This is a genomic window from Campylobacter sp. US33a (assembly GCF_004378855.1).
In the GTDB taxonomy this organism is placed as follows: Bacteria; Campylobacterota; Campylobacteria; order Campylobacterales; family Campylobacteraceae; genus Campylobacter_D.
In genome coordinates, this window is the sequence record NZ_RYYL01000005.1 from 70172 (window position 1) to 94174 (window position 24003).

Annotated in this window: 27 protein-coding genes, 1 tRNA gene and 1 pseudogene; 2 read left to right on the forward strand and 27 right to left on the reverse strand. The window is 31.1% G+C overall.

Translation table 11 applies throughout. The features are described from left to right. Positions 1–30: 30 nt before the first annotated feature. Genes ELQ16_RS04815 through lgt form a run of 4 tightly spaced genes read right to left on the reverse strand, consistent with a single transcriptional unit; the run spans position 31 to position 4387 of the window. Positions 31–756, reverse strand: a complete 726-nt coding sequence (locus ELQ16_RS04815) for a fumarate reductase iron-sulfur subunit (RefSeq protein WP_134238437.1) — start codon at positions 754–756, stop codon at positions 31–33. Next, positions 749–2740 (reverse strand): fumarate reductase flavoprotein subunit, encoded by a 1992-nt coding sequence (locus ELQ16_RS04820; RefSeq protein WP_134238438.1) that lies wholly within the window; start codon positions 2738–2740, stop codon positions 749–751. The genes ELQ16_RS04815 and ELQ16_RS04820 overlap by 8 nt, the downstream gene beginning before the upstream one ends. After that, positions 2721–3509, reverse strand: coding sequence for a fumarate reductase cytochrome b subunit (locus ELQ16_RS04825; protein WP_134238439.1), 789 nt, complete (start codon positions 3507–3509; stop codon positions 2721–2723). Before ELQ16_RS04825 ends, ELQ16_RS04820 begins: the two co-directional genes overlap by 20 nt. Positions 3510–3562: 53 nt before the next feature. Beyond that, a complete protein-coding gene (lgt, locus tag ELQ16_RS04830; RefSeq protein ID WP_134238543.1) occupies positions 3563–4387 on the reverse strand; it encodes a prolipoprotein diacylglyceryl transferase in 825 nt (274 codons plus the stop codon). Between the two features lie 103 nt (positions 4388–4490). Here lgt and ELQ16_RS04835 point away from each other — a divergent pair, with 103 nt between their 5' ends. Further along, positions 4491–5393, forward strand: coding sequence for a hypothetical protein (locus ELQ16_RS04835; RefSeq protein WP_134238440.1), 903 nt, complete (start codon positions 4491–4493; stop codon positions 5391–5393). Here ELQ16_RS04835 and ELQ16_RS04840 read toward each other — a convergent pair whose 3' ends face one another. Genes ELQ16_RS04840 through ELQ16_RS04865 form a run of 6 tightly spaced genes read right to left on the reverse strand, consistent with a single transcriptional unit; the run spans position 5394 to position 9529 of the window. Next, positions 5394–5918, reverse strand: a complete 525-nt coding sequence (locus tag ELQ16_RS04840) for a hypothetical protein (RefSeq protein ID WP_134238441.1) — start codon at positions 5916–5918, stop codon at positions 5394–5396. Next, positions 5908–6444, reverse strand: a complete 537-nt coding sequence (locus ELQ16_RS04845) for a hypothetical protein (RefSeq protein WP_134238442.1) — start codon at positions 6442–6444, stop codon at positions 5908–5910. The genes ELQ16_RS04840 and ELQ16_RS04845 overlap by 11 nt, the downstream gene beginning before the upstream one ends. Further along, positions 6441–7370: a hypothetical protein gene (locus tag ELQ16_RS04850; RefSeq protein WP_134238443.1), complete on the reverse strand. Its 930-nt coding sequence runs from the start codon at positions 7368–7370 to the stop codon at positions 6441–6443. The genes ELQ16_RS04845 and ELQ16_RS04850 overlap by 4 nt, the downstream gene beginning before the upstream one ends. Before the next feature lie 2 nt (positions 7371–7372). Then, positions 7373–8008 (reverse strand): lysophospholipid acyltransferase family protein, encoded by a 636-nt coding sequence (locus tag ELQ16_RS04855; RefSeq protein WP_134238444.1) that lies wholly within the window; start codon positions 8006–8008, stop codon positions 7373–7375. Then, positions 7992–9290 carry a tRNA (N6-isopentenyl adenosine(37)-C2)-methylthiotransferase MiaB gene (gene miaB, locus ELQ16_RS04860; protein WP_134238445.1) on the reverse strand — a complete coding sequence of 433 codons (1299 nt, stop codon included), beginning with the start codon at positions 9288–9290 and terminating at the stop codon, positions 7992–7994. Before miaB ends, ELQ16_RS04855 begins: the two co-directional genes overlap by 17 nt. Next, positions 9287–9529 carry an HP0268 family nuclease gene (locus tag ELQ16_RS04865; RefSeq protein WP_134238446.1) on the reverse strand — a complete coding sequence of 81 codons (243 nt, stop codon included), beginning with the start codon at positions 9527–9529 and terminating at the stop codon, positions 9287–9289. Before ELQ16_RS04865 ends, miaB begins: the two co-directional genes overlap by 4 nt. A 133-nt stretch (positions 9530–9662) precedes the next feature. Between ELQ16_RS04865 and nusA the strand changes: the two genes are divergently transcribed. Continuing rightward, the gene (nusA, locus tag ELQ16_RS04870) at positions 9663–10754 is read left to right on the forward strand and encodes a transcription termination factor NusA (protein WP_134238447.1); all 1092 of its coding nucleotides are present in this window, start codon (positions 9663–9665) and stop codon (positions 10752–10754) included. 174 nt (positions 10755–10928) lie between these two features. Here nusA and ELQ16_RS04875 read toward each other — a convergent pair whose 3' ends face one another. From ELQ16_RS04875 to flgP, 17 genes and pseudogenes are all read right to left on the reverse strand, one after another. Continuing rightward, entirely contained in the window at positions 10929–11198 is a 270-nt protein-coding gene (locus ELQ16_RS04875; RefSeq protein ID WP_134238448.1) for a type II toxin-antitoxin system YafQ family toxin, read from the reverse strand. After that, positions 11188–11472 carry a hypothetical protein gene (locus ELQ16_RS04880; protein WP_134238449.1) on the reverse strand — a complete coding sequence of 95 codons (285 nt, stop codon included), beginning with the start codon at positions 11470–11472 and terminating at the stop codon, positions 11188–11190. Before ELQ16_RS04880 ends, ELQ16_RS04875 begins: the two co-directional genes overlap by 11 nt. 105 nt (positions 11473–11577) lie before the next feature. Beyond that, positions 11578–11868, reverse strand: coding sequence for a hypothetical protein (locus ELQ16_RS04885; RefSeq protein ID WP_134238450.1), 291 nt, complete (start codon positions 11866–11868; stop codon positions 11578–11580). Between the two features lie 151 nt (positions 11869–12019). Continuing rightward, positions 12020–13336 carry a major outer membrane protein gene (locus ELQ16_RS04890; protein WP_134238451.1) on the reverse strand — a complete coding sequence of 439 codons (1317 nt, stop codon included), beginning with the start codon at positions 13334–13336 and terminating at the stop codon, positions 12020–12022. Positions 13337–13593: 257 nt separating this feature from the next. Continuing rightward, on the reverse strand, positions 13594–14160 hold the full coding sequence (locus ELQ16_RS04895) for a ferric reductase-like transmembrane domain-containing protein (RefSeq protein ID WP_134238452.1): 567 nt from the start codon (positions 14158–14160) through the stop codon (positions 13594–13596). Further along, complete coding sequence (gene msrP, locus ELQ16_RS04900; protein WP_134238453.1) at positions 14160–15050, reverse strand: protein-methionine-sulfoxide reductase catalytic subunit MsrP; 891 nt, start codon at positions 15048–15050, stop codon at positions 14160–14162. The genes ELQ16_RS04895 and msrP overlap by 1 nt, the downstream gene beginning before the upstream one ends. 720 nt (positions 15051–15770) lie before the next feature. Then, positions 15771–16163, reverse strand: a complete 393-nt coding sequence (locus ELQ16_RS04905) for a hypothetical protein (RefSeq protein WP_134238454.1) — start codon at positions 16161–16163, stop codon at positions 15771–15773. Between the two features lie 326 nt (positions 16164–16489). Beyond that, the gene (locus ELQ16_RS10525; protein ID WP_166739660.1) at positions 16490–17005 is read right to left on the reverse strand and encodes a hypothetical protein; all 516 of its coding nucleotides are present in this window, start codon (positions 17003–17005) and stop codon (positions 16490–16492) included. A gap of 98 nt (positions 17006–17103) precedes the next feature. Further along, positions 17104–17953, reverse strand: a pseudogene (locus ELQ16_RS10530) (hypothetical protein); the annotation flags it as partial. Between the two features lie 53 nt (positions 17954–18006). Continuing rightward, positions 18007–18081 (reverse strand) — tRNA-Asn (locus ELQ16_RS04915). Between the two features lie 66 nt (positions 18082–18147). After that, complete coding sequence (locus ELQ16_RS04920; protein WP_134238455.1) at positions 18148–19062, reverse strand: radical SAM protein; 915 nt, start codon at positions 19060–19062, stop codon at positions 18148–18150. Then, positions 19059–20081, reverse strand: a complete 1023-nt coding sequence (gene hemE, locus ELQ16_RS04925) for a uroporphyrinogen decarboxylase (RefSeq protein ID WP_134238456.1) — start codon at positions 20079–20081, stop codon at positions 19059–19061. Before hemE ends, ELQ16_RS04920 begins: the two co-directional genes overlap by 4 nt. A 9-nt stretch (positions 20082–20090) precedes the next feature. Beyond that, the gene (locus tag ELQ16_RS04930) at positions 20091–20597 is read right to left on the reverse strand and encodes a YqhA family protein (protein WP_134238457.1); all 507 of its coding nucleotides are present in this window, start codon (positions 20595–20597) and stop codon (positions 20091–20093) included. A gap of 10 nt (positions 20598–20607) precedes the next feature. Next, a complete protein-coding gene (locus ELQ16_RS04935) occupies positions 20608–21624 on the reverse strand; it encodes an aspartate-semialdehyde dehydrogenase (protein ID WP_407919962.1) in 1017 nt (338 codons plus the stop codon). Between the two features lie 10 nt (positions 21625–21634). Further along, on the reverse strand, positions 21635–22924 hold the full coding sequence (locus tag ELQ16_RS04940) for a sigma-54 dependent transcriptional regulator (RefSeq protein ID WP_134238459.1): 1290 nt from the start codon (positions 22922–22924) through the stop codon (positions 21635–21637). 92 nt (positions 22925–23016) lie between these two features. Beyond that, positions 23017–23469 carry a hypothetical protein gene (locus ELQ16_RS04945; protein WP_134238460.1) on the reverse strand — a complete coding sequence of 151 codons (453 nt, stop codon included), beginning with the start codon at positions 23467–23469 and terminating at the stop codon, positions 23017–23019. Further along, complete coding sequence (flgP, locus tag ELQ16_RS04950; protein WP_134238461.1) at positions 23445–23957, reverse strand: flagellar assembly lipoprotein FlgP; 513 nt, start codon at positions 23955–23957, stop codon at positions 23445–23447. Before flgP ends, ELQ16_RS04945 begins: the two co-directional genes overlap by 25 nt. Between the last annotated feature and the right edge of the window lie 46 nt (positions 23958–24003).

The window sequence follows — 24003 nt, forward strand, 5'->3', positions numbered from 1 at the left end:
AAGATCCAAAAAGCCCAAAAAGGGCTTTTTTTATTTATTTTTTTGAGCGACAAGTTGTCTTCTCATATAAGCAATTTTGCTTTGTAAAGGTAGATTTTTAGGACAATTATCTTCACAAGCAAGCAAAGACATACATCCAAACACACCATCATCATCACCCACTAATTCATAAAAATCTTCAACACTTCTATGATCGTGTGGATCTTGCAAATATCTAGCTGTTCTTAAAAGTCCTGTTGCTGCGATGAAATTTGGACGCATAAGTTTTGTCGCACAAGATGCAACGCAAATTCCACATTCTATACAACGATCAAGCTCAAAAGTCTCATCGGCAACTTCTGGTTCGATGCGTTCTTCGATTTTTGAAATATCAGTTTCTTTTTCATTATGCACCCAGCTTTCTACGCGCTTACACATATCTTCAAACCATTCACCTGTATTTACGCTTAAATCTTTAATGTGTCTAAATGCTGGCATAGGCATAAGCTCAATCACACCATCAGGATAATCTTTAGTCAAAGTTTTACAAGCCAGTTTTGGCACACCATTAATCATCATAGCACACGATCCACAAATCCCTGCACGGCACACAAAGTCAAAACTAAGATCGGCATCCATTTTTTCTCTAATTTGTGTTAAACACACAAAAATAGTCATAAAAGGAGTTTCTTCAAGCTCATAAGTCACAAAGTGTGGTTTTGAAATTTTACTTAAAGGATTATATTTAAAAGCCTTTATCGTTAATTTTCTACTCATAATCAACTCCTATTCTTTGGTTTAATGCTTTGTATTTTGGTTGCAACTCATAAGGCATTAAAGCGTGTTGAATTTCATGACGACTCTTGCCTTCTGCCTCCATTTTTTCACGAATCGCATCCACTTCTGCTTGGCGCTTTTCACTTAAAGGATTTTCTATGATATTTCCTTTGGCACCGTATCCGCGGAATGCTGGCGGCATTTCCATTTTCATAATATCTAAATCCGCATACTCAACTCTTGGTAAAGTTTCACCTTCAACCCAATAAGTAAGCGTTCTTTTCATCCAATTTAAATCATCTCTTTTTGGATAATCTTCTCTATAATGTGCCCCACGGCTTTCAGTTCTAAGTAGTGCTCCATAAGCCACACAAAGAGCTATTTTAAGCATTCTTGGAACTCTATAAGCTTCTTCCAATTCTGGATTAGCGCAGTCAAGTTCTTTGCAGTGTACTTTTACATCTTGTGCATCTTTATAAAGTTTTTCAAGCTCATCTACAGCTTCTTTTAAGCCTTCGCCTGTTCTAAAGATAGCCACTTTATCCCACATGATTTCTTTCATTCTGTTTTTGATTTCAAAAACATTATGTTTGCCTTCTTTGTCGGTTAATGATTTTAAATATTGGTATTCTTTTGACAAAAAGTCTTTTACGATATTAGTATCAATGATTTCGCCATTATTTTTACAATAATCTGCAAAATAATCTCCCACTATCATACCTGCAACAACAGTTTCAGCACATGAATTTCCGCCCAAACGATTAAAGCCGTGCATATCCCAGCAAGCTGCTTCACCACAAGCAAAAAGACCATCTAGCCATTGACTTTCGCCCGTTGGTTTTGTTCTGATTCCACCCATAGAATAATGCTGCATAGGTAAAACCGGTGCCCAACCTTTTGGACCTTCATCAGCTGGATCGATACCATTAAAAGTTTTACAAATATCTTGAACATCACGAAGATTTTTTTCTACATGCGCACGACCAAGAATTGAAATATCAAGCCATAAGTGATCTCCATAAGGACTTTTTACACCTTTACCTTTGCGAATATGCTCCATCATTCTACGACTTACGACATCACGGCTTGCAAGTTCTTTTTTCTCTGGTTCATAATCTGGCATAAAACGATATCCATCCACATCACGCAAAATACCACCATCACCACGACAACCTTCAGTAAGTAAAATTCCACTTGGCACAATAGGAGTTGGATGAAACTGCACTGCTTCCATATTTGAAAGTCTGCAAAGTCCTGTCTCAAGAGCAATGGCCGCACCTGTTCCCTCACAAATAACCGCATTAGTGGTTTGTTTATAAATTCTACCATAGCCACCTGTCGCTATCATAGTTCCCCTTGCCACATAAGCAATTAATTGTCCGTTAGTTAAATCCCTTGCAATAACACCTAAACATTTTTTACCATCATGAATGATTCTTACTGCTTCCATTCTATCGATGATTTTTACTTGGTGTTTAATTGCTTCATTTGCCACGCCATAAAGCATACAGTGTCCTGTTGCATCAGCTATAAAACAAGTTCTCCATTTTTTTGTTCCGCCAAAATCACGAGCGTTAATAAGTCCGTGTGCCTCATCTCTTTCTTTAATGGTTGTTTTTTGCGCATTGATTACAACCGTTCTTTCACCTTTTTTTACCCTAGTCCAAGGCACACCCCAAGCCGCAAGCTCACGCACAGCTTTAGGAGCGGTTTGTGCAAACATCCTTGCTACTTCTTGATCACAGCCCCAGTCACTTCCTTTAACTGTATCTGCGAAGTGGAGATCTTCATTATCACCTTCTCCTTTAGCACCATTTCCCAAACTTGCTTGCATACCACCTTGCACCGCAGCTGAGTGAGATCTTTTTACCGGACAAATACTTAAAAGCGTTACACTTTGACCGCTTTTTGCAACCTCAATAGCAGCTCTAAGACCTGCTAAACCGCCACCTATTACTAAAGCATCACTGTATTGTATATTCATAACTTGCTCCATTGTAGTTTTTTATCATTGCAGTTGTTTGATTTTGCTGATTTTGATAATTTTCATAACCAATTTTTGCAAAAGCCGCAAGACTTAATACACCTAGCACTAAGAAAAATACACTGATAACCCATTTAGCAGTTTTAAGTTTTTTACGACTTTCTTTGGCATTTTTACCCTCAAACCAGCCCCATTTTACACAAAGTCTATAAAGCCCAATACTTCCATGTAATTCAACACAAATCAATAAAACCACATAAAACAACCACATAAAATGGCTTACCACTCTCTCGCCTGACATATCACCACTGATTTTATCTGCATTTGTGATGATAAAAATCAAGTGTGCAGATCCCAAGAAAAACATAACAAAACCTGTAAAAGCTTGAACCCACCAAAGTGAAGTATCGCCATGTTTCATAGTTTTACTATGAGTTCTTAAAAGTTGAAATTGACGAAAATTAATAGGAAATTTTCTCATCGCAAGCCCTGCATGAACAATAAAAATAATCAAAACACAGGCGGCCAAAAATGAGGTGATATAGCTCATCACTGGATTATCATAAACAAATTTTAATTCCAAAAAATGCACCACAGAATTAAAAAACTCTTCACTCACCAAAATCGTAGATACAAATATCATATGCACCCACATAAAAAGCCCTAAAAAAAGACCAGAAGCACTCTGGATAAAATCCAGTTTCGCAGGCATCTTGCTTTTTTTGCCTTCAATGCTCTTACCTAGATAACCTTCGATAAGCTCACTCATTACCTCTCCTTTTAAATTAAAAATTTCGATATAGCATTATAATATGAAAGTCTTTATTTTTTTTTAAAAACATTATTTGTCCTTTTTAGGCTTACAAACAACAACAAACTTGCTACAAACATTAGCAAACTCAAAATCTGTCCCATACTCAAACCCAAAACAACAAATCCTATACCAAAATCAGGCTCACGATAAAATTCACATAAAAAGCGTGCTAAAGAATAAGCCATAGCATAAACCGCGATCAATTCTCCTTGTCTTTTTTGTATTTTTCTGAAAAAATATACTATCAAAAATACCACAAAACCCTCTAAAAATGCCTCGTAAAGTTGCGAAGGGTGTCTTAAAATTCCATCTACATAAATTCCCCAAGGCACATCAGTTACGCGTCCAAAAAGTTCTTGATTTAAAAAATTTCCAATTCTTCCAAAAATATAACCAATAGGAACACTTAAAGCTACCAAATCAAGATATTTCCATACATTTTGTTTATATTTTTTGCAAAACAAAAGAGTTGCCACTAAAAAACCCACAATGGCTCCATGATAACTCATTCCACGAATTCCAACAAATTCTCCGTTAATATAAGGATTAAAAATTTGCCAAGGATGAGTTAAATACCATAAAGTATTTGCATCATAAATTAGAATATAACCAAGTCTTGCTCCTAAAATAACACCTATTTCAACCCAAATAAAGTAATTATCCAACATTGTATTTGAAATATCAAATTGATCTTTTTTTACAAAATATTTTGCTATAAATAAAGCTACAAGTAAGGCCAATACATACATAATTCCATACCAATAGACCTTAAAATCAAACAAAGTAAAAGCCACTACATTAAATTCAGAATAAATATTTTGCCAATTTTGTATCATAAAAAAGTCCTAATTTTGGGTATAAAGAGTAAAAATATATCAAAAAAAACTTTAATCTTGCTATAATTAAAATTTTAATTTTCAGTATAAAAGGTCAATGATGAAAAAAATTTTACTTTCAAGCGCTGCTGCATTTTTACTTATATCTTGTAGCAATACAAGTTCACAATTTATTAATGTTTCTTTGCCTAATTTCAAACCCTTAGCACCAACGCAAATAACAACACCGCAAAGCAATATCGCTATTAATTTTAGCACAATAGAAATAGAGCAAAATAATAATTATTCAGATTATTTCCAAAATTCTATATTAAAAATCAGATTAGACAAAGAAATTGAGCTTCTAAAACAAAATACAGAAGAACAAATTAAAACTATATTAGCACTTAAAGGTTATAAAATAGACAACACTTCAAATGCACCCTATTCTCTAAAAGGTAAAATTATCGTTTTTATACAAGAAGATAATATCGAAAAATCAAGCACCTGGCTCAATGGAGAATCTGTAAATTCAACACTTAGTCTTAGTTTTAAGGCAAAAATAGACTTTGTCGATAACACTAACGCACAAAATTACACAGAATTTAGCTCTAATACTAATTTGGATTCCTCCATACATCTTGTATATCCTATCAAAAGTGGCGAGGGAGTTAATATATTTAAAACAACCATTAGCACCGTTCCAACACAACTAAATAGAGGCTTAGAAAAACCTGCTTTTGAAATTGATAAAACCTTTTTAACCTTTTACAAAAATACACTCGATACCTTATATAATAAAATGCCTCAAGCCACCTCAATGCCAACACCTACACAAACGCTTGATAATAACACAAGTAAAAATTTGGAATTTAATGAATTTACACCTTTGGAATTTAACGAAATTCAAGAGGATAAAACCTTGCAAAATCCTTTAGATTTACAAAAACAAATTCCAGAGAATAACAACAGCACCATTCCACAAATGGATAAAAATACAAGCGATATTTTCATCTTTGAATAATTATTTTTGTGTGGAGTAAATTTTTACCAAAAACTCCACATCAATCTTATTTCCAGAAGCATTTAAAATTATAGGATAACTGATTTTGGCAACATTTTTGTATTGATTTAAATCTTTAAAAAATTTATTAAGCATTTGAGGATTATCAATCGTGGAACTAACATTAAGCTCTTCCACCAAATAAGCCTCTCTTTCAACTCCATGTGCCTTTTTTAAACGCACATCTTGAAAATAATTCTTTAAAAATTCAATAAAATCTTGCTGATTAAAAGCTGTATTAAACTGATTTAAGGTAAAATTGTTCTCCTCTTTTAATATTTCCACTCTTTGTTTACTCACTTGCAATTTCGCCAAAAAATTATCATTCAATTTTTGCTGATTATTTAACTTATAATTAGCCATTTTATAATCTTTTAATGCAGGTAACAACAACAAAACAATCAGTAAAGAACACAATGCTATAAAGCTCAAAACATAAGCAACAAGCTTAACAAAATTTAATTCTTCTAAACTCTTATCTTTCATTATCTAACCTTATAGTTTCTTCATTAACGCTAACAAATCTATACCAACCATTTTTCAAACGATAAAAACTTGTTTTACTCTCATCAAATACACTTTTTAATGGAGTTTCTATCAACAAAGAAAACATTTCTTTAGTGGGAGTAATTCCACTAAGTCTTAAATAATGACGATTGATATTAAGCTCATCAAGTTTAATTCCGTTAGTTTTGACAATCAAATCAAAAAGGTTAGCAATATCATAACGCAATTTTTCATTATCACCTTCTTTACCATTAATACTTAATGCCAAACCCTTTTGATCACTCAATAAAACAAATAATTTTTCATTCTCATCGATGGAATTTTGTATGGTGATTAATTCTTGTTTTTTTTGCTCTATATGTGATAAGATAAAACTGGTTTTAATATAAATAAATAAATAAATAAATACAATAAATCCCGCTCCAAAGAAAAAAAATACCATCCAAATTCTTAAAAATAAGCTAAAAACTGGTTTAATTTTCGGTTTTACAAAACTATAAGTCATATCTTAAGCTCCTTACGCATAAGCTCATTCATCAACTCTAAAGTATCAACTTTAATCACCTGAGGAGTGAGAAAAATTTCATTTTCTATATATTCTAAAGTGGCTTTTGAAATATTTTCATTATCAAAAATCACAAATTCATCAATAAAATTACTCTTATAGTTAGGATTATTATAAAATTCTTCTATGCTAGAAATAATATAACGACAAACCACCATATCATTTCCAAAATCTTCAAGCTTTTCGTTTTGTTGTTGCTCCTCTAAATGCTCCAACTTATCCTTAAGCATACTATCGAGCTCTTTTACATCATACTCTTCATCAATACTAAATTCTAAGCCTTCTTCTATGGCTTCATTTTTATCATCAGAAATAATTTCTGGAAATTCTTTCATACGAGTTTCAAAAAAACTTCCAAATACCACTTTATTTGCTTTAAAAATAACCACAGCAATACAATCACTATGCTTATAAATACAAAGAGTTATCAAATCTTTATTTAAAATTTTTTCTTTTTTAACACAATAATGCAATAAAGCAAAAGGTGAAAATATAAAATCCACCCCTCCGCCAGTAAATATTTTTTTATACTGTTCTATGCTTTTTAAAGAAGCGTAAATTTGCATATTTTCTATATTTAAATACTGAATATTTTTCATTTCATTTTGCTTATTTGTATTATGAATGCTTTCCAAAAATATCCCTTGCGATACATCTGAAAAAAACACAGAAATATAATAAAGCTGCGTATTTTTTATAAGACTTTGAATATAAGCTATTAATCTATCTTGAGAATCAAAAGTTTTTTCATCCATTTCTATAATTTGACCATTTTTGACACTATGGGTGCGGACAATGTTATTTCTTTCTTCCAAAATAACACATATTAATAATTGGTGCATAAATCTTCTTAGAGAAAAAAACATTTTTATTCCTTATTTTTGAAACCATCCATTTGATACATCATATCAAAATTTATCTGAATTCTTTTTTTAGCCTCGTCAATATCCAAATTTTCCACTTCTATAGGCTCTGAAATTCTATAAACAATCTTACTAAAAGGCTTAGGCAAAATCATCCTATCCCAGCTTTTAAATTCCCAATACGCACTTGCTTCATAATTAAGCAATAAAATCTTCACTTTACATTTTTGCGCTAAAGCAATACAACCATCTGCAATACCATGATAAGGCCCACGAGGACCATCGGGAGTAATAACTACATCGTCTTTTTTATCCAAAACTTTAAAAGCCTCCCTTAAGGCTGAAATAGCTCCTTTTGAAGAGCTTCCTCTGATAGTATTTATTTTAAAAAATTCTATATTTTTTGCAATCAAATCCCCATCTTTATGATGAGAAATCATCACATAAGCTTTTTTACCTTTTTTTTCAAAATACCTAAATGCAAAAGGCATCAAAGCCAATCTACCATGCCAAAATAAAATCACAAAAGGGGTATCATCGAGTTTTTGTCCCAAATACTCTTTCTTGCAAGTTAGAAAAATTAGCCATTGTAAAATATAAATTCCAAAGGCTAAAAATGAATATTTAAATGATTTCCCCATACAGCACCATACGCTTTGCATTTGCAATTTTTACTTTGCAAATTTTACCCAATAATTCCTCACTGCCTTTAACTTGCACTAAAAAATTATTATCCGTTCTACCTGCCACAGCCCCATCAGCACGCAATTCTTCAAACAACACTTCAAATTCTTTACCTTCTTGTTTTGGCATAATTTCATCTAAAATTTGCGTGTGTCTTTCTTGCAAATATGTTAGTCTTAAGGAAGCAATATCATCAGGAATTTGATTTGGCATAGTGGCAGCCTTTGTTAAAGGGCGTTTGGAGTATTTAAAAGAAAAAATTTGCTCAAAATGCACTTTCTCAATCACATCCATTGTATCTTCAAAATCTTTTTCATTTTCACCCGGAAAAGCAACAATGATATCCGTAGAAATGCTTACTTTAGGACATAAAGAACGAAGTTTTAATGCACGATCTAAATACCATTCTTTCGTATAGCCTCTTTTCATAGCCTTTAAAATTTCACTTGATCCGCTTTGTAAAGGCATATGCATTGATTTACAAATTTTAGGATTTTTTGAAAAAACATCTAAAAATTTATCATCCATATGCAAAGGATGTGGACTAGTAAAACGAATGCGTTCTAAGCCTTCTATCTCACTTAAACGCTCCAATAAATCTGAAAAATCCATCTTTTCATGCGAATTTGAAAATCTTTTTCCATAATTATTTACATTTTGCCCAAGTAAAAAAATCTCCTTTGCACCTTTTTCTACGGCTTTTTTAGCCTCATTAAAAATAATACTAAAAGGTATAGAAATTTCATCACCTCTAGTGTGCGGAACTATACAATAAGTGCAGTGCTTATCACAACCTATGGAAATATTAATATAAGTTTTATAAAGACTATTTCTAAAATCCGCAAAAGCAAAATCACTTTCATCATAATCAATATCTACACCCAAGAATTTTGGAGTATGAATGGCCTTTGTTATTTTTGAAATATTACGCGCACCCAAAACAAAATCCACACTTGGTGCACGCTTAAAAATTTCCTTACCTAAATGCGAAGCCGTACAACCGCAAACTCCAATTTTTGCTCCTGCTTTTTTTACCTTATCAAAAGCACCCACTTCAGAAAAAAGCTTATGAACAGGTTTTTCACGCACCGAACAAGTATTGATTAAAATCAAGTCTGCATCTTTAATATCTTGCGTTAAAGAGTAATTTTCTTTTTGAGTAAGCTCTGCAATCATGTGCTCTGAATCCCTTACATTCATCGCACAACCCAAAGTTTGAATAAAAAGTTTCTTGCTCAAAGAATATGCACCTCATACATAAAATCTCCATCATCAAGTCCATATCTAATTGTTCTATGATAAACACACAAACCTTTTTTTTCAAAATGTTCTATTAAAGCAATTAACTGTTTATGCGAATTATCTTTGTCAAAATAAAAAAACTTTTGTCCTTCTTGCTCCACCGCTGCCTCAATTTTATCCAAACCAATACTTTTTGGCTTTTCATTTACTAAAGTTCTTGCTAATTTCAACTCCATGATTTTTCCTTAATATATTAAAATCTGCAATTTTATCAAATTTTACATTTAATTAAACTTATTAAAAGGCTTATTTTATTATAATTTTAGTCTTCAATCTTTGAAAATCCCAAAAACAAAAGGTTTTAATGTTATGGAAAAAATTGCAGATATTATAGAATCTATTGCCAATGAAAAAAATTTACCCTTAGAAAATGTCAAAGAGAAGGTTATCAAAGCTTTGACAAATACGGCAAAAAAAATATATGGAGAAAATTATGATTTTTTTGTCGATCCTAAGAATTTACAACTTTATCAAAAAATTACCGTTATTGATGACAATGATGAAAGATTGCAAAATGAAAACAATGAAAGTTTTATTTCTTTAAGCAAAGCAAAACAAGAAGCAATCGAGGTTGAAATCGGTGATGAATTAACCTATGAATGCTCTTTAGAAAATTTAGGCAGAACTGCTGCAAATACTTTACATAAAGAACTTGAATATAACATTCAAAAATTACTTGAAGAAACAATTTTTGAAAAATATCAAAAAATGTGTGGAAAAATGGTATTTGGAAGCGTGGTGCGCGTGGATAGCGAAGAAAATACCTTTATAGAAATCGATGAATTGCGTGCCTTTTTACCAAGAAAAAATCGTATCAAAGGTGAAAAATTCAAAGTAGGAGATGTAGTAAAATCAGTCATCAGACGCGTATATAGGGATAAAAACTCGGGTATAAAAATAGAATTAAGCAGGACTAGTCCAAAATTTTTAGAAGCCCTACTTGAATCTGAAGTCCCAGAAATTAAAGATGGTTTTGTCAAAATTTGTGCTAGTGCAAGAATTCCGGGAGAGAGAGCAAAAATCGTCCTAATGAGTAATAATCCCAACATAGATGCCATAGGTTCGACAGTTGGTGTTAAAGGGGTGAGAATAAATGCCGTAAGTGGGGAGCTTCATGGGGAAAATATAGATTGTATTGAGTACTGCAACGAAGATGCTTTGCTTATTTCAAGAGCTCTAGCACCTGCAATCATTAGCTCAGTGCAAATTGAAGATAAAAAAGCCATTGCAACCTTAAACAGCGAACAAAAAAGCAAAGCTATCGGCAAAAATGGTATTAATATTCGCCTAGCTTCGATGCTTACAGGCTATGAAATAGAATTAAACGAAAACAAAATTCAAAGCAGCGATAACTCACAAAATGAAGTCTTTAAGAATTTACAGGATTTGTTTAAAAATTAAATAAATATGACAAGCTATATTTATGAGTTCATCTATATGATTAGTTTTTTTATAAAAACGATTTTGTAATACAACTAATCACAGATACAAAAGATTTCAAAAATTTCAGCGATTAAAAAGAGTTGAAGAAGAGACACAAGATATATCAAAGCTGGTTCTTTTTTTTGATGAAGACTAAAAAATACTATTATGATTACCTAAATTTGCCAAATATAATTCTAAAATATCATCTCTTTTGCGATAGACTAAAAGCAAATCAGGCTTAATGTGGCATTCTCTAAAACCAATATAATTTCCTTTTAGTGCGTGGTCTTTGTATTTTGTTTCTAGCGTTTCATCATTAGATAATTTTTTAACAACTTCATCAATTAGTATTCTATCATCTGCATTTGCTTTTTTGTATTTTTGCTTGTATTTTTTAGACAATGTAATTTTATAAGGCATTCATAGCCTTTTTATATTCTTCAAAATTAGCATAAGTTTCCACATTCCCATTTTTATAATCTTCAATCGCTTCATCAAGCTCAGGTCTTCTTTGCTCTGCTTTTTTTGTTTTTTTGGTGCTAAAAGATTCTTTTAACTTTTTTTGTAAAAATTTAAAAATCTCCTTATTTTCTTTTATTTGTTGATTTAATTTTTCTGATTTTCTTTGCGTTAAATTTAAAGCGTGTATGATTTCTTTTTGCGTTGCGTTTTCATATTTTGCATAATCAAACATATTTGCTCCTTATTTTTTAATAATATGATTATATCCAATATTATTTTAATTTTTGTTGGAATCATTCTCTAGTTTGATTTTGATATGAAAAATTTACAGCACTTATCATTTTATGCCATTGTTTTTATCTATGATTGAAAAAAGCTTATCAATAATGGTTTTTTCATTCTCTTTTTGCTGATCGGCTTGAAGTTTTTGGAAAGCATAAGCACTAAAATCGGACTTTATTTTAGAAAGATCTAAGTCTTCGTTGGTTAAAAATGATTTGTTATCTTTTTCTTGTTCTTTTTTGATTTCATTTAAAGAAGCTTGAAATTCATCTTTTGAAATGTTTTTTTCTTTGATTTTGGTATTTGAAAATACTGAATTTGAATCTAATTTTCTAATCTCTAACATAAGTTCTCCTTTTGATGTTAAAAAATAAAAGCAAAAATCATTCCATAAATTTAAAACAAAAATTAAAAGATAAGAAGCAAATTTAAAAATCAGAAATAAAAAAAGGCGTGTTAAAAAACACGCCTTGAAAAATATCTAAGAGTTTAAATTCTTAGAATTTGTAAAGAGCTTGAAGTCTTACAGTATCTTTTTGTCCTTGTGTTGCATCACTATTACCATCTACATCAACATAAGAATACCAAGCTTGGAAAGATAATTTTGGAGAGTATTTATAATCTACCCTTGCAACCAATTCCATTTTATCTCCGCCACCATTATCAATCTCTGTGAAACCTGTTTTTGTTCCACCATATACGAAGTCTCCACCAAGTCTTACAGTTTCATTGAAAGTATAACCTAAAGTTACATAACCAAAGATATTTCTACCAAAATCGCCACTTAAGTGAGAACCATCAGTATATTTTAATTCTTGACCTGCAAAAAGATGTCCGATATTACCATTATCTTCTAAAGTTGTGAAAGTTAATTGATCTTTATCACCATAGTAAACCCCACCAAGGCTTCCATCCCAACCATAAGCAGCTAAAGTTCCTTTAAGAGCAAAGAAGTTGCCATTACCTACACCATCTTTACCTATAAATTCATCTTGAAGTTCATTATCAACAGAGTTTCCTAAATAAGCAGCTTCTAAGCCCCAATTTACATCACCAAAAATAGTAGTGTTATAAGCTACATCTACAGCATAGAAGAAAGCAGAGTTATTTAGGTATGATAACCATAATTGAGGATTGATAGTTCCACCAAGTGCTTCATAAGAACCAATTAAAGCAGCACCATAAAGATTATGCTCATATGGGTTAAAACCAAAAGCATTTGGATTACCATTACCATCTTTAGAATTTAAAATAGTATCACTTTCTCCAGCACCTGCATTAAAGCTATCTACTACAAAAGCAGCTAAAGTTAAACCATCGATGCTATTATTAACGATTTTAAGTCCAGTTCCTACTAAACCATCAATATCATTATCAGTCCAGATAGTGTTTAGTTGTTGCTTACCTGCGATGATACTTGTAGCATAGTCAGCATTGTTGTATTCTAAATACAATTGTCTTACAGCAATAGTTCCTTCAGTGCTACTTGTATTGTTGTTATTGCTAGCAGTTGGAGTATAACCACCATCAGTATTGTTGTATTCTAATTGAACAAAAGCTTTGAAATTATCCGCAATGCTTGCTTTGAAATTTACTTGAGCTCTGAAGTTATGGTCTTGTTTTTTATTGATAGATGATCTGTTATCTGTAAAACCATATGTATCAGTTTTATCAACTGCACCAGTATCATATCTGTATCTTAATACCCCAGAAAGATCTACATCTTTAATCGCTTCTTCTAAAGAAACAGCGTTAGCTGCTGAAAAAGCACCCGCAGCAAGAGCTGCAACTAAACTTAGTTTCACTAATTTCATGAGAATTCTCCTTACTAAAATAAAATTAACGAGTGAAATTATAACATAAAAAAAAGATTTAAAGCTTAAATGTAACTTAAAATAATGAATTCAAGGGATAAAATTTTTAAGAATTTTAAAAGCGGTTCCCTAGCAAAGCTAGGATAACCATACTTTAAGGAGTCGTTCTATGAATAAAATAATTAAATATTTTCAAGTAGAAATTATAAATTTGAAAGGTTAATGATAGGTAATAATTTTGAAAAACATTATTATCATTATCTACCTTGAAATTTATTTTTAAATATCTTCTGATAACGCAATGACAAATACACAAAACTTAAAATTAAAGCCAAATACTCCCAAAGTGCTGGAATTTTTGCTGATAAAAAGAAATGAAAACTTGCTATACAAAGACAAATAAAAGCTAATTTTCTAATATTTTGTAATTTCTTAAAAGCTTTAAAGGAACTTAAAAACATCAAAAAAATCATTATAAAAGCCACAAAACCGCTCGCCTCAAAAACTCTTGTAGTGATATCTTCATATAATTTTGTTAAATTTAAATTTTTAGAAAAAACAAAATAAACTAAAAAATGCACAAAAACCCATATCCCTCCACAAAGCCCTAAAATTTTAGGGTAAGATCTTGTGGGTTTAAGTTTAAAAAGTGAAAAAAATGCACTTAAATGTAAAAATATAAGAGCAAAAATCCCTGTATAAAAATACAATTCTTTAATGAGATCAAAGCCAAATAAGATATTATCCACCACGCAATAAGCACTATAAAACACACTTAAAACAAAGGCTAAATAGGCTAGGAGATCAAAAAATTTAATTTTCATCAAAAATTTACCCTTAAATCTAAGCCATCATAAAGAGATGCAACTTCTTTTTCATAGCCGTTAAACATCAAAGTGGGCTTAGTAAAAAGCTCCCCTAGTGCCCTTTCGTTTGCTTGAGACCAGCGAGGATGAGAGACTGTAGGATTGACATTAGCGTAAAATCCGTATTCGCTTGGGTTTGCAAGCTCCCAAGTGGTTTGTGGTCTAGTCTTGGTAAATTCAATCTTAACGATGGACTTAATGCTTTTAAAGCCGTATTTCCATGGCACAACTAGACGCAATGGGGCACCGTTTTGAGCCTTAAGAGGCTTTTTATACATGCCAAGCGCAATGAGTGTTAAAGGATGCATAGCTTCATCAAGCCTTAAAGCTTCGATATAAGGATAATCAAGAGTTGGAAATAAAGCGTTTTGATCTGGAAACTGACTTTTGTCTAAAAGTGTGGTGAATTTCACGAATTTTGCTTCATTTGTAGGCTTTGCAAATTCAATGAGTTTTCGCAATTCAAAGCCAACCCAAGGTACAATCATAGACCAAGTTTCAACGCAACGGAAGCGATAAATTCTCTCTTCAAGCTGAAATTTTAAAATATCTTGCATGCTTAAGGTTAAAGGCTTTTCAAGCTCTCCGCTTAACTCTATCTTCCAGTTTTGAGTGCTGAAATTTTGGGCATATTTGAGTGCTTCTTTTTTGTTTGTCGAAAATTCATAGAAATTGACATAGCTTGTTGCAAGTTTTTCATCGGTGATTTTATGTTGTGTTTGAGTTGTTGGAATAAAATTTAGAGCATTGAGTTTAGTAGCGATTAGGGCTGGGCTTAGCATTACTGCTGTGCCGAGCTTTAAAAATTCTCTTCTTTTTTTATATAATTTTTCATCAGTTGTATACATAATTTCTCCTTTTGTTTTAGAATTAAAACCAAAAAAAGACAATCATTGATAATTTTACAAAAAAATCAGTTGGAATTTGAGATGCCAATTTAAGTGAATTTTTGGCTGATTTTGGTGGGATTTTAATAGTGGGATGGTATCAAATTTGTAGAATTTTTTGGGGATGGGGAGGGATGTTTTGATAAATAAGCTAACTGTGCAACTTACTCCTGTCATTCTAAGTATTAGCGAAGAATCTATGCAAAACTTCTATAAAATAGCGATATTTCGCTACGCTCAACATGACGCTTTGTTTTGTTGTTCTGAGAGTGCAACTTGGAGAATCTCTATTAAAAGACTGCAATTCCCTTACATAGAAATCCTTCACATTCATTCAGAATGACAAAAAGCATTTTACTTAAGATAATAAAGGTTACTTCACTCGTTTAGGATAACAATATTTGTCATGTTGAGCCTTACTCGTCATTCTGAGCAAAGCGAAGAATCTCTATTTAATAGACTGTAATTTTAAAAATTGGATTTTAAATTAAGCTAGATATAATTTCAGTGGGTAGAGTGCCAAAGGTGGCTACCTTTGGCATTTAATCACGTCCAAAAAGGAGGTGATTATATTGCTAAAACAAATTATAGTCATAATTATACTACTTTGTATAATTATAGTCAAGTGTTATTAATACTTGATTTCCCCTTGAAAAAAGGGGGCTAGAATATGCTTTAGCTTTAATCCCAATAAAACTCCACTTTAATATTTTTAAAAGACTTTTTATGAGTTGATATATTATTTGCTAACATACTTTCTAAATAAGTTATAACTCCATTTGTTGTATGATATCCCTTAAGTTTTATTATTTCATTTGCCTTACAACTCTTATCCATTACTATTAAATCATTACTCGTTATATCTTTACAAAATACTATAGCATTGCGTCCATCATAAATTGCTGTCGCTTTGATAATATAAAATATCTTTTTATTTTTCGGCACTCCAAGATTTGTTATATTGATGTTAAACCCTAAGCTCTGTGTTGTGATTTTTTGATACTTAAATTCCTTAATTCCATTTCCAGTATCAATGCTATACCCCCCCCCAGAACTTAATAACATCGAATTCATTTTTTCTCCTTTATTTTAAATTTAGTTTTGTTTGTTATAATTTATCTATCCGCAATGGATGAAAAATTAAAGGAAGAATTTAAGCTTTTGCTTGCTTAAATTCTTTTTGAAAAAAATTAATTTTGATACACTCTAATCATCAAGAGTTTAAGGGCAGAAACTCGCCCTTTGTAAAAGCAAGAGAGTTGCTATCTTCTTGCTTTTTCTCTTAAATCTTTTCAAAAGCTGGGTTGAGAAAAAGAAAAGGAATTAACTAGCGTAATTTTATTGTCTTTCCTCATAAAAGCCTTAGACTAAATCAACTTAAGACTTATCCCAGCTAAACTTTATAAGTCTTTATTATTTCTATCTCTAAAAGCAGTTATTACAAATTTATTATTTCCCTTCTTATCTATTATTATGGTAGTTAATTGAGTTTTTATTGCCATTCTACCTTTTTCAACTTCTACAAGTTTGCCGTTGTTGATATTCTCATCAAGGTGCGAAATAAATTTAATAGCTTTTTCATTATTCCATTGTTTGCTTCTTTTATTAATAATATGACTTAATCCAAAGTTTCCATCTCCCCAAACCAAATCAATATCGCCTAAATCTTTTCTATGAAAAGCCCCTGCGACTTGTCCTTGTTTTTCTAACATAAGTTTTTTTATAGCCCTTGTTCCATCGTGGTAGTATTCAGCATAATTTGTCCCAAATTCCTTTAAAGCTTTGATATTTAATTTTTGTTCTATCATATCTCTCATTGGACTAGGTATATCTTTTTTAATACCTTTATCTATGCTTTCTTTAGCATCAATGATAAATTTTCTATTTATATTGTATACAAGTGAGTCTAGTTCCATATCATCTAAATAATCAAGCTTATAATTCTTATTTTTACCCAAAAACTCATCAAATCTTTTAAAAAATTCATCACTTTCTTTTTCTCTAGCCTTAATGTCTTTGTCTAATCTTTCTTTTACGCTTTTTTTATTTTTCTTAGCTTCTTCTTTAGCTTTGATATCATCATCTAGTCTTTGGATTAAGTTTTTTTTAGGCTTTTCTTGGGTAGAATTAGAATTATTGCCCTTTGAAAGTGCATCAGCACCATTCGCCGTTGGCTCTGCGTTTTTATACAATACGAGCTGTGTAGAGTATGGCGACTCTACCAAAGGGTCTTTACCATCTCTTTTTAAAATTCTTTCATTTTCTTTATCAGCATTTCTTGATTTTGTAATATGTCTTATTTCATTATTATTTCTATTTATGCCAAGTTTTCCCAATTTATTATCATTTAGTCTTTTGCCGATTAATGCGATATCTAATTGATTATTCTTATAAAAGAATGTAGGGTTATTTTTAATTTCTCTTATGAGCTTAAAAACATCACTAGGCTTATTAAACATTTCTTTATGTTTATTGGCTAAGTATTCTAAATCAGCCACAATCTCATCATTGCTAAGTTTTGATAAATCTCTTACATTTGGCTCTAATTTCATCTTAACATTTAAATCACTCTTTGCTTTACTCGGATCTGGCTTATCCATAAAAAAGCCATTACCTTTGATTACTCCTTCTTTTATCAAAGCATTTTTTAATTTAGAATTTTGTTCGTTATTTACTTTGATATATTCATTTAGGGCATTTTTGAAAATCTTACTTTGCCCTTTATCGCTTATTTTTATATTTTTAAGATTTTTAACTACTTCTTTATGTGTTTTAGCTACCCTTACAGCATCTAAAATTTGATTTCTCAAAGCTTGTTCTTTTGCGCTTTTTACCACAGGGATTAAGGCGTGAAATTTGAAAAAATAAAATCTTATTTAATTGACTTAAAATTTTGTGTGAATAATAAATTGAAGAATGGCTCCGGATGTAGGATTCGAACCTACGACCAATCGGTTAACAGCCGACTACTCTACCGCTGAGCTAATCCGGAATAGTGAAAAACAAAATGAGATTATATTTAATTTTATAAACTTTGTCAAGGATTTTTTGAAAAAAATTAAAAATTTTTCACTTTATAAAATTTAACCCCAGCCAGATCAATCATTGTTACTTTAGATTCTTGCAATAATTTTTGTAAATTTCGTTTCGAAACTTGTGTAAATTTTGCCTCCACATCAAACTCACTTTGAGATCTAAGCTTTAGCATTTTTAAAATTTCTTCTTCGCTAAAATTGATTTTAGAGCCACTATAAAAATGCTTAGCAATCACAACAGGAACGCTAGTAATATATTCACTTAACTTTACAAGATCTTCTAAGCTAACAGGTTTAACAGGATATGCAGGCGGTCTATCTATAGTGCTAAAATCAACCCTTAAAGGCTTTATATTTGCAAATGCTTCATTTAATGCAAGCATTTCTTCAGGGGTATCATTTAAATCTTTAACCACCAAAACTTCCATAATTAAATCACCGCTAAATTGTGTTTTAAATTCAATAAATTTTTTTATTAATTCATCTACTTTAATTGTCCTTAATGCTCTATCAATTCTATAAAATGTCTTTTCAATAGCACTATCTAGACTAAATTTAACAACATCAAGCTTCAATAGTGCATTAAAACTTTTAGAATTTAAAACCGCACTACCATTGCTTAAAATTAAAAGTCTTTTATCTTGTTTGAGTTTGTTTAAACGCCAAATCAGCTCATCTAAAAACGGATATAAACTAGGCTCTCCATTTGCGGTTAGCGTAATAAAATCAAACTCAACTCCACTTTGAATGCTTTGTAAAAGTTCTACTATAATCTCATCAACACTTGGATATATTAATGATTTTTCTTGAGGCTTTGCAGCATTTAATTCACAATACACGCAGTCAAAATTGCATTGTTTTTTATCAGGACTTAAATCAAGCCCCAAAGATAGCCCAAATCTTCTTGAACTAATGGGGCCAAAAACGATTTTTTTCATTTTGAAGATTTTTCTTGAACAAGTTTTATAAAATATTTTACATTTCCCACAGGAATATCAGGCAAAATTCCATGACCTAGATTAAAAATATGCGAAGTATCCTTCATGATATCTAAAATTTTTTCAACACCTTCTTTAATAGAATTTTTATCATACAATCTACAAGGCTCCATATTCCCTTGCAGTGTGTATTTTGAAGCTAATTTTTCTTTGACTAAATTTAAAGGAGTGCTCCAATCCACGCCAAAAACATCAAAATTTCCATTAATCCCATCTAAAAATCCACTAATGCCTTTAGGAAATAAAATCACAGGAATGTGCGGATATTTTTCTTTAATATAATTTGAAATTTCAAGCATATAATTAAACGAAAATTCAAAAAAAGCTTCTTTTTCTAAAGCACTTGCCCAGCTATCAAAAATTTGTATAGCATTAGCTCCTGCTTTGATTTGCTCTTCTACATATAATTTTAAAGCAAGAGTAAGTTTAGTTAAAATCTTGTGCAAAAATTCAGGATTTTGATAAAGGATTTTTTTACACTTGGCATAATTCTTGCTTCCACCACCTTCAATCATATAAGTAGCTATAGTCCAAGGACTACCACAAAATCCTATCAAAGCCTTACTAGGATCTAATTTTTCTCTTGTTAATTTTAAAGCATCATATACATAAGAAAGATTTCTAACGCCCTTTTGTATATCTAAATTCTCTAAATCCTCTTCTGTTTGGATAGGCTTTGGAAAAATCGGCCCTTCGCCTTTTTCAAATTTAAGCTCCAATCCCATTTCTAAAGGCACGACTAAAATATCTGAAAAAATAATAGCCGCATCAACGCCCAATATATCCACAGGTTGCAAGCTTACCTCGCTGGCTTTTTTATAGTCTCTACAAAGGGATAAAAAATCACCCGCACTAGCTCTTACTTGCATATATTCGCTCAAATATCTACCCGCCTGCCTCATCATCCAAACTGGAGTATATGGAGTTTTTTTCTTCAAACAAGCATCAATAAAAATCATTTTTCATCCTTAATGACCGCCTTTATGTAAAAAATAAAGTCCTATACAAAGTGCTAAAATAGAAAGTGCCAAATAAGTCATATCCAAAATGCCGTTAAATTGCATTTGCAAAACTCTTTGAAAAAAATTCACCACTAAAACCATGATGATAACTTTTGCTAATTTATCTTTTAGTTGATCTAAGCTATGCACCTCTAAAACTTTTGATTGTTTTGTTTGTTTAAATTCTTCTATTTCACTAATAAATAATTCATAAATTCCAAAAGAAAAAATAAATAAAACCAAAGCCATAAGATACAAATCAACAGCACCTATGATAAGTCCTACCACATCTTCATGCAAATCAATAGTAGAATTAGGCAAAAAGAAATAATCAAAAACATATAATAATACTTTTACTACATCATAACTTGCTATAAAAAATAAAACAAAAGCCCCAATAAGTCCAAAAATCACCGGTAAAATAGTTACTATACGACTTTTAACCAATAAATTTTCAAAAAATTTTTCTAGCATTTTTTCCTTTCTAATTTAATTCTAGCCATTTTTGTGCAATTCTTACTGCATTTGTAGCAGCTCCTACACGAATTTGATCAGCAACACACCATAAATGTAAGATATTTTTATGATTAATATCGCTTCTAATTCTACCCACATAAGTTTCATTGGTATCACTTGTAAAAAGCGGCATTGGGTATTGTTTATTTTGCGGATCATCAATAACTTTTACACTTGGTGCTTTACTTAAAATCTCTCTTGCTTTTTTTACATCGACATCTTTTTCAAAATGCATAGTAATGGCCTCGCTATGACTTCTTAAAACCGGAACTCTCACACAAGTTGCTGAAACTTCTAGTTTTTTATGTAAAATTTTTTGAGTTTCATTAACCATCTTAAGCTCTTCTTTTGTATAACCATTCTCTGTAAAAACATCAATTTGTGGGATTAAATTTAAAGCCAAGGTATAAGGAAAAGTTTGGGGCTTAAACTCATCAAGTTTAAATGCAAAAAAACTCTGCATTGCAGCAACTAATTCTTCCATGCCTTCTTTACCTGCACCGCTAGCTGCTTGATAAGTGCTAACATCTACTCTTTTTAAACCAAATTCATCATCTAAAGGTTTTAATACTTGTACCATTTGTATAGTAGAGCAGTTTGGATTGGCAATGATTCCTGTTTTTTTCCACTCTTTAATATCCTCAGGATTACACTCAGGCACAACTAAAGGTACATTGCTATCCATTCTAAAATGACTGGTATTATCAATCACTACCGCTCCTGCTTCCACTGCAAATTTAGCGTATTTTTCACTAATGCTTCCACCAGCACTAAAAAACGCAATATCAACAGGATTTTCTTTGAAAACATTTTCTGTAAGTTCTTTTACTTTATAAGTTTTTCCTCTAAATTCTACATCCAAACCTGCACTTTTCGCACTAGCAAGTGGTAAAATGCTTTCTACTGGAAAATCAAGCTCATTTAAAACATTTAAAATTTCTTCGCCCACAGCGCCAGTTGCGCCGACTATAGCTATCTTTTTCATCATTTCTCCTTTAAGTAATATTGTATTTTTTCATTTTTTCGCAAAAGACTTTTTCACTCATTCCAATAAGCTCAGCGGCAGATTTTACATCTTTTGCCTCCTTTAAACTCTCTAAAATAAGTTCCTTTTCTAAATTTTTAACTTCTTTACTTTTTCTACTTTCTAAAAATAAATCTTTAGCATTTATTTCATTTGCTTCACTTAAAATACAAGCTCTTTGTATGATTGATATAAGCTCTCTGATATTACCTGGAAAATCGTAATCTAAAAGCGCAGCCTTAGCTTCTTCATTTAATTCTTTATTTTCTAACTCATACTCCTTGCAAGTATCCAATAAGACTTTTTGTGCAATTTCTAAAATCTCATCTTTTCTAGCTCTTAAAGGAGGAATATTTATAGGAATAGTATTTAATCTATAATACAAATCTTCTCTAAATTCATTTTTGGAAATTTTATCTTCAATATTTGCATTTGTAGCACTCACTATACGCACATCTATTTTTATACTTTTAGTGCTTCCAAGTCTAGTAATCTCTTTTTCTTGCAAGGCTCTTAAAAGCTTTGCTTGAATTTCATAAGGCATTTCACCAATTTCATCTAAAAAAAGCGTCCCTTCATTTGCAAGTTCAAAAAGCCCTATTTTTGTAGCATTTGCATCTGTAAATGCTCCTTTTTCAAAACCAAAAAGCTCACTTTCTATTAAATTTGATGGAATAGCTGCCATATTGATAGCTACAAAAGGCTTAGAGGATCTTTTTGAATTTTTATGGATAAAATTTGCAAACACTTCTTTACCTACACCACTTTCGCCAAACAACACAACACTTGCATCTGTTTTTGCAGCTCTTTTTGCCAAATTTAAACAATCTTCTAAAGCTTTGGAACTACCATAAAAGTCCTTGCTTTCTTCTTTTTTTTGCACTTTTTTAGAATTTTTTTTAGAAGTTTTTTCTTGGATAATCTTAGCTCTTTTTATAGCAGTCACCAAGGTATTAATATCAAAAGGTTTTACCAAAAAATCCTTCACTCCAAGCCTAACGGCTTCAATAGCTCTATTTAAAGTAGCATTGCCTGTGATGATAATAAAATCATATTTATTTTCACATGATTTGACAAATTCAATACCATCAATACCAGGCATATTAATATCAGTAATAATCAAATCCACTTCATCATCTAGTTTTTTTAAGGCCTCTGTAGCAGACTTATAAGATTTTATACTAAATTCTTCATATTCACTCAAAGCAATTTCAAGTGATTTTCTCATATTAATATCATCTTCAACTATTACTAAATTCACAAATATACCTTTATGACTTTGTTTAAAGTTAAAATAATAGCAAAAATCAGCTAAAAATTTTAAAGAATGTTTTAAAATTATGAAGAAATTTATTATTTTTCTTTATGTAGATAATAAATCAATGCAAAATGATTTCCAAATTCAACCATAAAACGCAAAGGTAAAATTTTAATATAAGTTTCGTGATTTGCTAAAGCATTTTCACTTTGAATATAATCATTAATCTTTATTTTAGCTCCTATGAAGCAATTTAATAACTCATCTTTGTGAGAATTTAAAAAATCAAGCTTTATTGTTTTACTCATATCGTCATCTATTAAGCCGAGTTCTGTTTTGGGAAGAATTTTTAAATCATTATCATTATAGGCAATTTCACAAGCTAATTCGCTCTTTACATTTGCACTTCGCGTCATTGCGAGGGATATATTTTGATTTTGATGAAATAAGATAAGATTTTTATTGGAAAATTCTGCCCAAAATATAAACTCATCTTGGGCAAATAATCTAAAAAAAAAGAATATTAATAAGCAAATAATTCTTTCCACTTGTCTGCATCTATTTTAAGTTCTAAATTAACACGATAAAGTCCTTGATTAAAACTTTCATCAACAATATTTGCATTTTTGATTAAACCATTTACTTGTGCTGTAACAGTAGAACTTTTAAGCATAGCATCTTTAACAGTATCCTTACCATTTACTTTCACACCATATAACTTACTTGCAAGCTGTCTATAAGCATCCGCAATCGCCGCTCTTTTGGCTAATGCAAGAGCTTGAGCTGAAGAAACAGTATTCATAGGGGCAATGCCCTCACCTGTGGCGCCAAAAACTATTTCGTTTTCAGAATTATCCAAGCTCAACATCTTTTCTTGCTGGATAATATCACGAATATCATCTTTATCTACTTTTTGCACTACCACATCATTGCTTGGGGTAGCTTGATTGGCATTTGCATTTGTTTTATTTGCATTTGCAGCAACACAACCACTAAAACCTAAAACCGCAACAAGTGCTAAAACTAATTTTTTCATATTTCAACCTTCAATATATTGTAAAATTAAATTAAACCAGCAATTT

Bases quoted from the DNA above. Each gene is read 5' to 3' on its own strand.
- ELQ16_RS04815 (WP_134238437.1), bottom strand. From the start codon at position 756: ATGAGTAGAAAATTAACGATAAAGGCTTTTAAATATAATCCTTTAAGT.
- ELQ16_RS04820 (WP_134238438.1), bottom strand. From the start codon at position 2,740: ATGAATATACAATACAGTGATGCTTTAGTAATAGGTGGCGGTTTAGCA.
- ELQ16_RS04825 (WP_134238439.1), bottom strand. From the start codon at position 3,509: ATGAGTGAGCTTATCGAAGGTTATCTAGGTAAGAGCATTGAAGGCAAA.
- ELQ16_RS04835 (WP_134238440.1), top strand. From the start codon at position 4,491: ATGAAAAAAATTTTACTTTCAAGCGCTGCTGCATTTTTACTTATATCT.
- ELQ16_RS04840 (WP_134238441.1), bottom strand. From the start codon at position 5,918: ATGAAAGATAAGAGTTTAGAAGAATTAAATTTTGTTAAGCTTGTTGCT.
- ELQ16_RS04845 (WP_134238442.1), bottom strand. From the start codon at position 6,444: ATGACTTATAGTTTTGTAAAACCGAAAATTAAACCAGTTTTTAGCTTA.
- ELQ16_RS04850 (WP_134238443.1), bottom strand. From the start codon at position 7,370: ATGTTTTTTTCTCTAAGAAGATTTATGCACCAATTATTAATATGTGTT.
- ELQ16_RS04855 (WP_134238444.1), bottom strand. From the start codon at position 8,008: ATGGGGAAATCATTTAAATATTCATTTTTAGCCTTTGGAATTTATATT.
- ELQ16_RS04865 (WP_134238446.1), bottom strand. From the start codon at position 9,529: ATGGAGTTGAAATTAGCAAGAACTTTAGTAAATGAAAAGCCAAAAAGT.
- nusA (WP_134238447.1), top strand. From the start codon at position 9,663: ATGGAAAAAATTGCAGATATTATAGAATCTATTGCCAATGAAAAAAAT.
- ELQ16_RS04875 (WP_134238448.1), bottom strand. From the start codon at position 11,198: ATGCCTTATAAAATTACATTGTCTAAAAAATACAAGCAAAAATACAAA.
- ELQ16_RS04880 (WP_134238449.1), bottom strand. From the start codon at position 11,472: ATGTTTGATTATGCAAAATATGAAAACGCAACGCAAAAAGAAATCATA.
- ELQ16_RS04885 (WP_134238450.1), bottom strand. From the start codon at position 11,868: ATGTTAGAGATTAGAAAATTAGATTCAAATTCAGTATTTTCAAATACC.
- ELQ16_RS04890 (WP_134238451.1), bottom strand. From the start codon at position 13,336: ATGAAATTAGTGAAACTAAGTTTAGTTGCAGCTCTTGCTGCGGGTGCT.
- ELQ16_RS04895 (WP_134238452.1), bottom strand. From the start codon at position 14,160: ATGAAAATTAAATTTTTTGATCTCCTAGCCTATTTAGCCTTTGTTTTA.
- msrP (WP_134238453.1), bottom strand. From the start codon at position 15,050: ATGTATACAACTGATGAAAAATTATATAAAAAAAGAAGAGAATTTTTA.
- ELQ16_RS04905 (WP_134238454.1), bottom strand. From the start codon at position 16,163: ATGAATTCGATGTTATTAAGTTCTGGGGGGGGGTATAGCATTGATACT.
- ELQ16_RS10525 (WP_166739660.1), bottom strand. From the start codon at position 17,005: ATGGAACTAGACTCACTTGTATACAATATAAATAGAAAATTTATCATT.
- ELQ16_RS04920 (WP_134238455.1), bottom strand. From the start codon at position 19,062: ATGAAAAAAATCGTTTTTGGCCCCATTAGTTCAAGAAGATTTGGGCTA.
- hemE (WP_134238456.1), bottom strand. From the start codon at position 20,081: ATGATTTTTATTGATGCTTGTTTGAAGAAAAAAACTCCATATACTCCA.
- ELQ16_RS04930 (WP_134238457.1), bottom strand. From the start codon at position 20,597: ATGCTAGAAAAATTTTTTGAAAATTTATTGGTTAAAAGTCGTATAGTA.
- ELQ16_RS04935 (WP_407919962.1), bottom strand. From the start codon at position 21,624: ATGAAAAAGATAGCTATAGTCGGCGCAACTGGCGCTGTGGGCGAAGAA.
- flgP (WP_134238461.1), bottom strand. From the start codon at position 23,957: ATGAAAAAATTAGTTTTAGCACTTGTTGCGGTTTTAGGTTTTAGTGGT.